At 65.4% G+C, this 12,960-nt stretch carries 8 protein-coding genes; 5 read left to right on the forward strand and 3 right to left on the reverse strand.

Annotation, left to right across the window (positions count from 1 at the left end; all coding sequences use genetic code 11):
* Positions 1 to 53: 53 nt before the first annotated feature.
* Positions 54 to 1,121: an oxidoreductase gene (locus ACTG4X_RS15820; protein WP_307613981.1), complete on the forward strand. Its 1,068-nt coding sequence runs from the start codon at positions 54 to 56 to the stop codon at positions 1,119 to 1,121.
* Positions 1,122 to 1,175: 54 nt separating this feature from the next.
* Here the strand turns inward: ACTG4X_RS15820 and rho are convergent, their stop codons facing one another.
* Entirely contained in the window at positions 1,176 to 2,441 is a 1,266-nt protein-coding gene (rho, locus tag ACTG4X_RS15825; protein WP_013540932.1) for a transcription termination factor Rho, read from the reverse strand.
* Positions 2,442 to 2,626: 185 nt separating this feature from the next.
* The gene (gene trxA / locus ACTG4X_RS15830; RefSeq protein WP_042578306.1) at positions 2,627 to 2,959 is read right to left on the reverse strand and encodes a thioredoxin TrxA; all 333 of its coding nucleotides are present in this window, start codon (positions 2,957 to 2,959) and stop codon (positions 2,627 to 2,629) included.
* Positions 2,960 to 3,116: 157 nt separating this feature from the next.
* Here trxA and ACTG4X_RS15835 point away from each other — a divergent pair, with 157 nt between their 5' ends.
* The 4 genes from ACTG4X_RS15835 to ACTG4X_RS15850 all read left to right on the forward strand — a co-directional run bounded on the left by ACTG4X_RS15835 (position 3,117) and on the right by ACTG4X_RS15850 (position 11,336).
* The gene (locus ACTG4X_RS15835) at positions 3,117 to 5,672 is read left to right on the forward strand and encodes a PD-(D/E)XK nuclease family protein (protein ID WP_440534243.1); all 2,556 of its coding nucleotides are present in this window, start codon (positions 3,117 to 3,119) and stop codon (positions 5,670 to 5,672) included.
* Complete coding sequence (locus ACTG4X_RS15840) at positions 5,669 to 8,929, forward strand: UvrD-helicase domain-containing protein (protein WP_440534244.1); 3,261 nt, start codon at positions 5,669 to 5,671, stop codon at positions 8,927 to 8,929. Before ACTG4X_RS15835 ends, ACTG4X_RS15840 begins: the two co-directional genes overlap by 4 nt.
* Positions 8,926 to 10,164, forward strand: coding sequence for a TIGR03862 family flavoprotein (locus ACTG4X_RS15845; RefSeq protein ID WP_440534245.1), 1,239 nt, complete (start codon positions 8,926 to 8,928; stop codon positions 10,162 to 10,164). The genes ACTG4X_RS15840 and ACTG4X_RS15845 overlap by 4 nt, the downstream gene beginning before the upstream one ends.
* Before the next feature lie 101 nt (positions 10,165 to 10,265).
* A complete protein-coding gene (locus tag ACTG4X_RS15850) occupies positions 10,266 to 11,336 on the forward strand; it encodes an IS30 family transposase (protein WP_440534246.1) in 1,071 nt (356 codons plus the stop codon).
* Positions 11,337 to 12,377: 1,041 nt separating this feature from the next.
* Here ACTG4X_RS15850 and ACTG4X_RS15855 read toward each other — a convergent pair.
* Positions 12,378 to 12,890 (reverse strand): hypothetical protein, encoded by a 513-nt coding sequence (locus ACTG4X_RS15855; protein ID WP_440534247.1) that lies wholly within the window; start codon positions 12,888 to 12,890, stop codon positions 12,378 to 12,380.
* Positions 12,891 to 12,960: the final 70 nt, after the last annotated feature.

The following is a 12,960-nucleotide window of genomic DNA, read 5'->3' on the forward strand; positions in this document are numbered from 1 at the left end:
GAGCCCATGATTATCGCATACTGCCCCATTTCCGAGCAAACCGGGCCTCCCCCATGACCTCTGCACCTCTTCGTGTCGGCCTCGTTGGCTATGGTTTTGCCGGCCAGACTTTCCACGCGCCCGTGCTTTCGGCCGTTCCGGGGCTCGAGTTGGCGGCCGTGGCGAGCTCGCAGCCGCATAAGGTGCACGCCGACTGGCCCGTTGTGGCCGTGGTGCCGGACGTAGCGGCGCTCGTGGCCCGCTCCGACATCGACCTGGTTGTGGTGGCCACGCCCAACGCCCAGCACTATCCGGTCGCCAGAGCGGCGCTGGAGGCCGGCAAGCACGTGGTAGTGGACAAGCCTTTCACGCTCGATGTGGCCGAGGCGAGGGGGCTTGAATTGTTGTCTAAGCGCAACAATCGTGTCCTGGCGGTCTACCAGAACCGGCGTTTCGATGCCGATTTCCTGACGCTCAAGGATGTTCTGGCGTCCGGTGAGCTGGGCCGCCCCGTGTATCTGGAGTCGCATTTCGACCGCTTCCGGCCCGAGGTGAAGGAGCGCTGGCGCGAGCAGGCCGTGCCGGGTTCGGGCCTTTGGGTGGACCTTGGTGCTCATCTGGTCGACCAGGTGGTGCAACTGTTCGGCCGGCCTGACACGGTTCAGCTCGACACTGCGGTCCTGCGCGATGGCGCCGTGGTCGAGGACTACTTTCATGCCGTGCTGCGGTACGACAGTGGGCCGCACGCGCCGCTGCGCGTGGTGCTGCATTCGACGACGTTGGCAGCGCATGCGGCACCGCGCTACATCGTCCACGGCACGCGCGGCAGCTACGTCAAGTACGGCGTCGATACGCAGGAAGATGCGCTGCGCGCCGGGCAGCGGCCGCCGGCCGAAGGGTGGGGCGCCGATCCGCTCGATGGTGAGCTCACGCTGATTGGCAGTGATGGAGCATCCAGCAAGCGCAACATTCCCACCCGCGCCGGCAACTATGTCGACTACTACGTCGCTGTGCGCGACGCCATCCTCGGCCGCGGCTCGAACCCCGTGCCGCCCGAGCAGGCTGTCGCACTGATGGAACTGCTCGACCTCGGCCGCCAGAGCGCCCTCGAAGGCCGCGCCCTGCATGCAGGGCGCCCATGAAAAAAGCGCGTTGACCCGTTAGGGCCAACGCGCTTTTGCGGGAGAGCGTGATGCTCAGCCGCCGCGACGCATCATGTCGAAGAACTCGACATTGGTCTTCGTCGCCTTCATGTTCTTGAGCATCAGCTCCATCGACTCGATCTCGTCCATGTTGTACATGAGCTGACGCAGGATGCGGGTCTTCTGCAGGATCTCGGGAGCCAGCAGCAGTTCTTCGCGGCGGGTGCCGCTGCGATTGAGCTGGATCGAGGGGAACACGCGCTTTTCGTACAGGCGGCGGTCGAGGTGGATTTCGGAGTTGCCGGTGCCCTTGAACTCTTCGAAGATCACCTCGTCCATGCGGCTGCCGGTATCGATCAGCGCGGTGCCGATGATGGTCAGCGAGCCGCCTTCTTCCACGTTCCGCGCGGCGCCCAGGAAGCGCTTGGGGCGCTGCAGCGCGTTGGAATCGACACCGCCCGTCAGCACCTTGCCCGACGAGGGCACGACGTTGTTGTAGGCGCGGGCCAGGCGGGTGATCGAGTCGAGCAGGATCACCACGTCCTTCTTGAGTTCGACCAGGCGCTTGGCGCGCTCGATCACCATTTCGGCGACGTGCACATGGCGCGCAGCGGGCTCGTCGAAGGTCGAAGCAATGACTTCACCCTTCACCGTGCGCTGCATTTCGGTCACTTCTTCAGGGCGCTCGTCGACGAGCAGCACCATCATGTGAACGTCGGGGTAGTTGGCACTGATCGCGTGGGCGATGTGCTGCATCATCACCGTCTTGCCGCTCTTGGGCGGCGCCACGAGCAGGGCGCGCTGGCCTTTGCCGATGGGGGCGATGATGTCGATGATGCGGCCCGTGATGTTCTCTTCGCCCTTGACGCCGTCGCGTTCCAGCTTCATCTGCTCCTTGGGGAACAGCGGCGTCAGGTTTTCGAACATCACCTTGTGCTTGTTCTGCTCCGGCGGACCGTCGTTGACCTTGTCGAGCTTGGTCAGTGCGAAATAGCGCTCGCCGTCCTTGGGCGTGCGCACTTCGCCTTCGATCATGTCGCCGGTGTGCAGGTTGAAGCGACGCACCTGGCTGGGCGAGATGTAGATGTCGTCCGTGCTGGCCGTGAAGCTGGTGTCGGGGCTGCGCAGGAAGCCGAAGCCGTCGGGCAGTATTTCGAGCACACCGTCGGCGAAGACCTGCTCGCCGGCTTTTGCGCGCTTCTTGATGATCGCGAACATCAGCTCCTGCTTGCGCATGCGGCCGACGTTTTCGATCTCAAGCGCTTCAGCCTGCTTGAGGACTTCAGACACGTGGAGTGCCTTGAGTTCGTTTAAGTGCATGGAATGACCCCTCGCGGGGTAATCGAACGGAAAACGGGGGGAGGTTGGGTGTGAAGCGAGAACTGCCTCACCAACCGGGGAACTCGAACCGGTTGCCTGAATGAAAGGGCCGGTGATCTATGGGAGATTATGACAGGAAAAACGCGCCGGCCAACGCATTGCGCGCTGGCCGGTTGAAATGTCGCTTAAGCGAGTTGCTGGTCGATGAAGGCCGTGAGTTGCGCCTTGCTCATGGCGCCGACCTTGGTGGCGGCCAGCTGGCCGTCCTTGAACAGCATCAGCGTGGGGATGCCGCGAATGCCGAACTTGGCGGGGATGTCGCGGTTCTCGTCCACGTTCAGCTTGGCGATCTGCAGCTTGCCTTCGTAGGTGGCCGACACTTCGTCCAGGATGGGGGCGATCATCTTGCAGGGGCCGCACCATTCGGCCCAGTAGTCGACCAGCACGGGCTGGCTGGACTTGAGCACGTCGGCCTCGAAGGAGGAATCGGAGATGTGTTTGATGAGTTCGCTGGCCATGTGATGGATCCTTGTGCGCAGAGAGTTTCGGTGCAGCTAAAGTGCTGGTCATTGTGACAGAAACCAAGGGGTGGCGTGCCTTGCAGGGCCGCTATGGCGGCGATAGCCAAAGCCCTTACGTGTCACGTCCACGTGCTCTCCAACCCCTCGATAGAACATGAACGAAGGCCACCCCGTCCAGGCCCTGTGGTGCGATCCCGCCGACGGCGTCGTCGCGCGGATCGTCCGCGCGCTCGCCGAGCGCCAGCTGCATGCCGCCCGCACCGTGGTGCTGGTGCCCTATGCGCAGCTGATGGGCGTGGCGCGCGCCATGTGGGCGCGATGTGGCAGCCCCGGCTTCGTGCCGCGCTTCGAAACCACCTACAACTGGGCCCGCAGTGCGGGCGGTTTCGTGCCGACCGGCTACGACATCGCGCACGACATGGCGCGTGATCTCGTCACGGCGCAGGCACTGCTGTCGCAGGCCGGTTTCAACGCCGAGCGCTTCGCCTTGGCCGGCCGCGTCGTCGAGCTGGCGTATCAACTGGCGCCCCTCGCCGCTGCCGTGACGCCCGAGGAGCGGGGCGGCGAATGGGCGCAGCGCGCGGCAGGCGTGGCCGAGGCGGGCAGCGAATCGGAGTGGTTCCGCATAGAAAGCGCGCTGATCCGCATCGCCGTCGCGTGGACCTCGACCTCGGGCTACGCAACCGACGTGCTCCAGCGCGACAGCATCCGCGCGCAGGTCGATGCGCTGATCGTGCTCGAGGGCTTCCAGACCGATCCGCTCACGCAATCTCTCTGCAAGCTGTGGGGCGACCATGCCCTTCATCTCTCGCTCGTGCCCTCCGGTGTGCTGGCGCAACCCTGTGCCTTGCACATCGCCCTCGACCCCGAAGACGAGGCCGAACTCGCCGCCGCCTGCGTGCTGCGCCACCTCGCCGAAGACCGCGCACCGGTCGCCCTGGTCGCGACCGACCGTGCCCTCACGCGCCGTATCAGCGCCCAGTTGAGCGCGCAAGGCGTCGTCACGCACGACGAAACCGGCTGGAAGCTTTCGACCACGCGCGCCGCCGCCACGCTGATGAGCGCGTTGCGCGCCTGCGCCCACGACGCCGCCAGCGACCAGGTGCTCGAATGGCTCAAGAGCGGCGCCGACGGTGACGCACCGACCGTACAGCTGCTCGAAGCACGTCTGCGCCGTGAAGGCCAGCGCGACTGGTCGGCGTGGTGTGCATTCATGGCGCGCAGCGAGAAACCACAAGACGCCACGCTGCTGTCCTTCACCGAGGCCATCGAAGAGCGCCGAGCGCCCATGACCCGCTCGCGCCCCTTGGCCGAATGGCTGCACGCGCTGCGCGAACTGCTGGAGGCCAGCGGCCAATGGGCGTTGCTCGACGAAGACCTCGCCGGCGGCAAAGTGATCGGCGCCCTGTGGCTCGATGCCGGCGCGCACGGCGACGACGACGAATTCCCCGGTGGCCGTCACACGCTGGCCGAATTCACCGCCTGGGTCCGCGACGTGCTGGAAGACGCGAGCTTCGTGCCCCCCGCTGGCGACCAGGCCCCGAAGGTCGTGGTGCTGCCGCTATACCAACTGCTGGGCCGCGCGTTCGGCGCGGTGGTCATTCCCGGTTGCGACGACCGCCGCCTACCCGCATCGCCCGAGCCGCCCGGCAACTGGAGCGCGGCGCAGCGCCTCGAACTGGGCCTGCCGTCGCGCGAAACGCTCGAAGCTGCACAGCGTGCGGCCTGGGCCGCGGCCTTGCACAACCCGTCGTGCGAGTTGATCTGGCGCCAATCTGATGCCAGCGGCGAGCCGGTGCGGCCCAGCCCCCTCGTGCAGGCGCTGCAGCTCGACCACGCGCTGCAGCCATCGGTCGACCCGCGCACGCCGCGTGAGGTGGTAGTGCAGCCAACAAAATATCCGACCCCCTCGGGCGCGCTCCTGCCGCTGGAGAACATCTCCACCAGCGTGTACGAAGACCTGCGGCGCTGCCCCTACCGTTTTTTCGCGCTGCGGCAACTGGGCCTGCGCAGCGCGGACGAACTCGACGCCGAGATCGACAAGCGCGACTTCGGCAACTGGTTGCATGCCGTGCTCGGCCACTTCCACGAGGCGCTGGCCGCTACCCCGACGCAGGATGCGCAGGAACGCACCGCCCTCATCGAAGAGGCGGCCCGGCGGTCGATGCACGAGCTCAGCCTCTCCGAGGCCGAGTTCCTGCCTTTCGCTGCGGCATGGCCTGCGGTGCGCGACGGCTATCTCGGCTGGCTCACCGGGCACGAGGCGGCCGGAGCCGTCTTCGCCGAAGCCGAGCCGTGGAAAGAGCAGCCGCTGGGCAACCTGCGGCTGATCGGCCGGCTCGACCGCATCGACCGCATGCCCGACGGCCAAGCCTTCGTGATCGACTACAAGACCGAGTCGGCAGCCGTCAGCAAGGAGCGCGTGAAAGATCCGACCGAAGACACGCAGCTGGCCTTCTACGCCGCACTGGTGGCCGACGACACCTTGCGCGCGGCCTACGTCAACGTGGGCGAAAAATCCTCCGGCACGCAGACCGTCGAGCAGCCTGCCGTCGTGGAAGCCAGGGACGCACTGGTGGCCGGCATCATCCATGACTTCACGCGCATCGCGCAGGGTGCGGCGCTACCGCCATTGGGGGAGGGCGCCGTCTGCGATTACTGCGCCGCAAGAGGCCTCTGCCGCAAGGACTTCTGGGAGGCGTCGAAATGAACGGCGCAGCCTACGAGCACAACGGCCAGCACGTCACGCGCGAGGCCTTCTACACCGTCGCATGCGACCCGCGCCGCTCGGTTGCCGTCGAGGCCTGTGCTGGCGCCGGCAAGACCTGGATGCTGGTGTCGCGCATCCTGCGTGCGCTGCTCGAAGAGGGCGAATCCGCCTGCGAGCCGCACGAGATCCTGGCCATCACCTTCACGAAGAAGGCGGCCGGTGAAATGCGCGAGCGGCTCGACCAGTGGCTCGAAGACTTCGCCGAACGAACACCGGAAGAGCTGGTCAGCCAGCTCGTGATGCGCGGCGTCGAGCCTGCAGCCGCGCTGGCTGCCGTGCCGCGCCTGAAAGGCCTCTACCGACGCTTGCTCGAAGGCGGCCGGCCGGTGCAGTTCCGCACCTTCCACGCCTGGTTCGCGGGTCTGCTGCGCAACGCGCCGCTCGCGGTGCTGCGCGAGCTGGGCCTGCCCTCGAACTACGAACTGCTCGAAGACGACGCCGAGGCGCGCGGGCACACATGGCGGCCATTCTTCGAGGCCGTGACCGCCGACAAGAACGCGCTGGCCGACTACTACGCCGTCGTCGCCACGCACGGCCGCTCGCAGACGGCCAAGGCTTTGAGCGAGGCGCTGTCGAAGCGTGTCGAATTCTCTCTGGCCGATGCGGAGAACGCCGTGCTGCACTTCAGCGTGTTCTATCCGTCGCTCGCAGGCCTGGACGATCCGACCGAGGCCTTGCGGGGCGAGCAGGTTCGCCAGCGTTGGCTCGACCGCGCCGCTGCGCTCGGCCGCGAGAGCAACAAGACGCCGCAGAAGGCGGCCGAAGCCATCATCGACGTGTTCGGCACGGGCGAACCCTCCGGCGATTCGCTGGCGGCCGCGCTCGCGCACCTGCGCAAGAACTTCTTCGTGGCGACCGAGGACCGCCTCAACAAGAACCTGCAGAAATTCCCTGCCGCGCAAGAGGCCGAGGTCGAGCTGCAGGTGCTTTGCGGCGCACAGGCCCAACACGCCGCATGGCTCTACCAGCAGCGCATGACGCGGCTCACGCGCATCCTGATCGCGGCCTTTGCCGATGTGAAGCGCGCCCACGGTTGGGTCGACATGAACGACGTCGAGCAGGCTGCGCAGTTGCTGCTCGGCCAGTCGGCCCTGTCGGGATGGGTGCAGGAGCGGCTCGACGCGCGCATCGCGCACCTGCTGATCGACGAGTTCCAGGACACCAACCCGCTGCAATGGCAGGCGCTCTACGGCTGGCTCAGCGCGTACACGGGCGCTCAGGGCCGCGCGCCGCGCGTGTTCATCGTGGGCGATCCCAAGCAGAGCATCTACCGCTTCCGTCGGGCCGAGCCGCAGGTGTTTATCGCTGCCAAGAAGTTCGTGCGCGAAGGGCTCGACGGCGAGCTGCTGAACTGCGACCACACCCACCGCAATGCGCGTTCCGTGGTCGGACTGGTCAACGCAGCGATGCTGGCCGCACAGGAGGCCGGCGAGTTCGACGGCTACCGCGCCCACACCACCGAGCGCGGCGACGAAGGCGAACTGCTCAAGCTGCCGGCCATCGACCGTGATGCGCTCGGCGATACGGCCGAAGCAGCGCCGGCCGACGACGGCATGCTGCACTGGCGCGACAGCCTCGTCACGCCGCGCGTGCTGCCCGAAGAGCAATTGCTGCAGAAAGAATGCGAACAGGCCGCGCAATGGGTGGCGCAGCGCATCGCCGACGGCACGCCGCCGTGGCAGATCATGGTGCTGGCGCGCAGGCGCAGCCGGCTCTCGGCCATGCAGGACGCGCTGCGCCAGCGCCACATCCCCGTGCAGCAGCCCGAGAAAAACGACCTGCACGACGCGCCCGAAGTGCAGGACGTGGTCGCGCTGATCGACGCGCTGGTGTCGCCCGCGCACGATCTTTCGCTGGCGCGGGCGCTGAAGTCGCCGGTGTTCGGCATCGACGACGAGGCGCTGGTGCAACTCGCGCTGCGCCAGCGCGAGCGCGGCGCGGTGAGCTGGTTCGCGTTGATCCAGAAGGACGAGAGCCTGCCTCCAGCGTTGATCGAAGTGGGCCCGAAGCTCAAGAAATGGCAGCGCTGGCTGATGACTCTGCCGCCCCACGATGCGCTCGACGCGATCTTTCACGACGGCGACCTGCTCGCGAAATTCGGCGCCGCGGTTCCGGCCGCGATGCGCCAGAGCGCGCTGGCCAATCTGCGCGGCGTGTTGTCCGCGTCGCTCGACATCGATGGCGCGCGTTTCGCCACGCCGTATGCACTGGTGCGCGCGCTGCGTGCGGGCGGCGTTCGCGCCCCGACAGTAGCAGCGCCCGATGCGGTGCAATTGCTGACCGTGCACGGCGCGAAGGGGCTGGAAGCCGACACCGTGCTCATGCTCGATTGCGACGCGCCGCCACCGCGCGCCCAGACCATGGGCGTGCTTGTCGAATGGAAGGGCAGCGACAGCGCACCAACGCGCTTCGTGTTCCTCGCAAGCGAGAAGACGCCGCCGGCCTGCGCCGCAACGCTGCTCGAAGAAGAGCAACGCGCGCGCCACCGCGAAGAACTCAATGGCCTTTATGTGGCCACCACGCGGGCGCGCGAGCGGCTGGTGCTGTCGTCGGTGCGTCCGGCGCGTGCCAACGAAGGCAGCTGGTGGACGCGCCTGGAGCCCCTGTGCGAGCCCACCGAGGCCGACGAGCCGCTGGTCGCGCTTCCAACCGAGACCGGCGCCGCCAGCTTCTCGATGAAGCACATGCCGGTAGCGCCTGCACCCACCGAACAACCGTCTGCAAAGAAGGCTGCGAACACCACGATCGATGCGCGAGCCGCCGCTTTCGGCCAGGCCATGCACCGGCTGCTCGAATGGGCGGTGCCGGGCGAGCCGCTACCGGCCGCCCACGTGCGCGCCGCAGCCCGCGAATTCATGCTCGACGCCCAGCAGGCACGCGGTGCCGCCGCGCTGGCCCAGCGCATCCGCGCGGGCGAAGGAGCGTGGGTGTGGGACGATCGCAGGGTCGACTGGCATGGCAACGAAGTCACGCTGGTGCATGAAGGCGAAACCTTGCGCATCGACCGTCTGGTGCGCGAGCGCGACGGCGGCGCCTGGTGGATCCTCGACTACAAATCCGCGGCGCGCCCCGAACGGGACGCTGCGCTGATCGCACAGATGCAGCGCTACCGCGCGGCAGTGCAACATGCCTATCCCGGTGCCACGGTGCGCGTCGCGTTCCTCACCGGGCAGGGCGAACTGGTAAATCTCGAATGACTGTTTCCCCTACCGTCGCCGTCATCGGCGGCGGACCTGCCGGCCTGATGGCGGCTGAAGTCTTGAGCGCCTCCGGTGCGCAAGTGCACGTCTATGACGCGATGCCTTCGGTGGGCCGCAAGTTTTTGCTGGCCGGCCGCGGCGGGCTGAATCTCACGCATTCGGAGCCCTTCGATGTGTTCATGAGCCGCTTCGGCGAGCGCCGCGCGCAATTGGAGCCGATGCTTGCGCAGTTCGGGCCGCAGCAGGTGCGCGAATGGGCGACCAGCCTTGGAATCGAAACCTTTGTCGGCACGTCGGGGCGTGTGTTTCCGACCGACATGAAGGCCGCGCCGTTGCTGCGTGCGTGGCTGCATCGGCTGCGTGCGGCGGGTGTGCGGTTTCATATGCGGCATCGCTGGGTGGGCGATGGGCCGTTCGATGCGGCGGCGTTGCGATTCTCGACACCCGCTGGCGACGTCACTGCAAAGGCCGACGCCGTGGTGCTGGCACTGGGCGGCGCAAGCTGGGCGCGCCTCGGCTCCGACGGCGCGTGGGCGCCATGGCTGCAGGCGCAGGGCGTGGAGGTGGCGCCGCTGCTGCCCGCCAACTCCGGCTTCGACGGTGCGGGCTGGAGCGAGCATTTTTCCAGCCGCTTCGCGGGGCAGCCCTTCAAGTCGGTCGCGATTTCCTTCACTGACAGCCAGGGACGGCACTTTGCACGCAAGGGCGAGTTCGTTGCGACGGCCACGGGTATCGAAGGCAGCCTGATCTATGCGGCATCGGCGCTGCTGCGCGACGAGATCGCTGCAAAAGGGAGCGCGACGCTGCTGCTGGACCTGCTGCCCGATCGCAGCGCCGAGCAGGTGCTGGCCGCAGTGACGCATCCGCGCGGCGCTCGCTCGCTCAGCAGCCACCTCAAGAGCCGGCTCGGGCTAGAAGGCATCAAGGCCGGCGTGTTGCACGAAGCATTGAGCCGCGAAGCGATGCAGGATGCGGCGCAACTGGCGGCGACGATCAAGGCCGTGCCTTTGAAGCTCGTCGCGACGCGGCTGGTCGACGAGGCGATCAGCACGGCTGGCGGCGTGCGCTTTGATGCGCTGGATGCGCAGTTGATGGCGAACGCACTGCCCGGCGTGTTCGCGGCAGGGGAGATGCTCGATTGGGAAGCGCCGACTGGTGGTTACTTGCTGACGGCGTCGATGGCCAGCGGCGCTGCGGCAGCGCGCGGCGCGATCCAGCGGCTGGGCCTGTGAGGGCCTCGCGCGGTTGGAGTTTCTGCTGCTGAGAGTTTTTGCAAGCCTGGCGGTTTCAAGTCTGAAGTGCAACACACTCGATCCTCAAGGGAAGAGCTTGCATGAACAGAAGTTACGAACAACTGAGCGCCGAAGAGCGAGGAATGATCATGGCGCTGAAGCTGCAAGGCAGCAGCGCCAGATCGATTGCCGCAACGTTGGGGCGCGCGCCCAGCACGATCACGCGGGAGTTGCGGCGCAATGGCTTCAAGTCCGATGCAGAGTTCGGCCCAATGGGGCGCCCGCGCATCGCGGGTGGCTACGATGCGGTCAGGGCCGGGGTACGTTCGCGCCGTGTGCGACGCCAGGCACGGCGTCGGTGCAAACTTCACTTCGAGGGCGCGCTCTGGCGCAAGGTTCGGGCGCTGCTGGAGCAGTGCTGGTCGCCCGAGCAGATCGCCGGCACACTCAAGCAAGAGCACCCTGGACAGCGCGAATTGCAAGCTTCTCACGAGACGATATACACGGCCATCTATGCTGCCCCGCGTGGCGGATTGCGCAAGGAATTGGTGGCCTTGCTGCGCCAGGGCCGCGGCGCGCGCAAGCCTCGTACTCGGGGAGAAGACAGGCGTGGTTCGCTGCAGGACATGGTGAGCATTCATGTGCGTCCGCCCGAGGCCAACGATCGCCTGCTGCCCGGACATTGGGAGGGCGACTTGATCAAAGGAGCGCTGAACCGTTCGGCCGTGGGCACCCTGGTATGCCGCAAGACCTTGTTCGTGATGCTGGTCAAGATGGATGGCGCCACGGCGCTGGATGCCCTCAAGGGCTACGAGCAGGCCTTCTCGCCATTGGACGAAGCGCTTCGCAAAACCTTGACCTACGACCAAGGCAAAGAGATGGCTTTGCACAAGAAACTCGCCGAAAGCACGGGGCTGAAGATCTATTTTGCAGACCCTCACAGCCCTTGGCAGCGCGGCATCAACGAGAACACCAACGGCCTGATCAGGCAGTACCTGCCCAAAGGAACAGACCTGAGCGTCCACTCTCAGCGCCATCTCGATCACATCGCCTGGAGTTTGAACACCCGCCCACGCAAAACCTTGGGCTTCCGCACACCGGCTCAAGTCCTCTTCGAGGACTGCTTCAACCAGAATGTCGACATTCAACCCATCGTTGCACTTGGGATTTGAAATCGCCCCTCGTTTCATTTCGCACGGAATAAAACGAAGCCGCTGAAGAGGTTGACGAGCCTTACCGCACAGGAGCTAAAGCGTTGATTTCATTGGGGAAATCTCGACTGTTGCACCAAGGTGTTTGTCGGCGAGTGCTACAACACCGATGACGTCTCGATGGTAGCGCAAGGCAGTTCAAGGCGCGGGGTTCGAGAAGGTTCGATGTAGTGAGGGGAAGCGAGGCTGTGTTTCAGCCTGGTTTTCCTAGGAAGACTAGGGTCCTGTTCGACTCAGGCAGTCTGACATTGAAACATGGCTTACGCTCCAAGCATGAAATGCTGGATTTGCGGTGACGAGGCAACCACCGGCGAGCACATGACGAAGGCTTCCGACCTCCGTTCCATGTTTGGTCCCGTGACCCAGAGGGCGCCACTCTTCTTTCACACGGATGAGCGGCGCAATTTGCCGGTTCCCGGGATCAACTCGGCCAAACTCAAGTTCACGTCGCTGCTGTGCGCCCGTTGTAACAACGACCGCACCCAGCCGCATGATCGAGCATGGGCGGCGCTGTCTCAGTACCTTCGGGGGCGCGTACCCCCGATTCGGCCGGGGACCGTGGTCAGACTTGCGCCCGTATTTCCCGGATGTGTTCGCGCGTCCATGTTGGATGTTCATCTGTACTTTCTCAAGTTGTTCGGGTGTCTGATCGCGGAGCATTCCGTCCCGCTAGACCTAGCCGAGTTCGCCCAAGCCATTCTGCGAGGTGAGGCGCATCCAAGGGTTCATATCGCATTCGCGGTCTGCGATGAGTTTCCAGTGCGAGCAGCAGGCATGACCCAGATTGAGGCCCGCGAACTTCAGGGGGCAATCAGGTTCGCATCGTGGCACTACTACCTAGGGCGCTTGAGTGCGAACGTGATGTACGCCGACCCGCGCGAAAGGCGTCACGGTCTCGTGGACTCTTGGCACCCTTCGACCGTGAGCAAGTTGATTCACATCAAAAAGCTCTGATGGGCGAGGGGTTCGGCTGACCCGATCCAGTCTGAGGTGCGACGGAGTTCACGCATGGGCAGGATAGCTGTGCGTGAACGAATGGAACCCTGCCAGCGGGGCTACAGCTTGATGCAGCCGGACTGCCAAGGGGTCAACTATCGACCACGATGGGAACACCTTGGCGCCCGTCTTGATGTACCGCAGCCCATGATTGACATTCAGGTCCGCGAGAAGGTGTAGAGCGTGCCTGTCGTTCGGGTGCTCCTTGAAGACCTCCAGCAAGCCAAGCTCTTTCGCCTTTCGGTAGCACGCATGGAGATCATGTCCATAAGCTTTGCTCGCAAGCGCACGCGGACTGAGTCCCCGGTATCGCAGGTACGCCTTGAGGCTCAATTCGATGCCGTGATAGGCAAGGAAGAACGCCGGGATCGGCGAGGTGGCTCGATGAGGCGACCGTTCCGCCGCATCTTCATCAACTAGTCGCGCAGCTTGGATGTACTCGAAGGCATACCGGGCAAGGCCCGTTGACGTGGTTCGGTCGTCATCGGCGCTTTGTGAAGGGGGCGTGACTTTGTCCATTGCACAGCATTGTGCAGGGTTGCATAGACCCACTTTGGGACAATCGGCCATGCCGAACCTAAATCACACC

This window comes from Variovorax sp. YR566 (assembly GCF_051992195.1).
In the GTDB taxonomy this organism is placed as follows: Bacteria; Pseudomonadota; Gammaproteobacteria; order Burkholderiales; family Burkholderiaceae_C; genus Variovorax.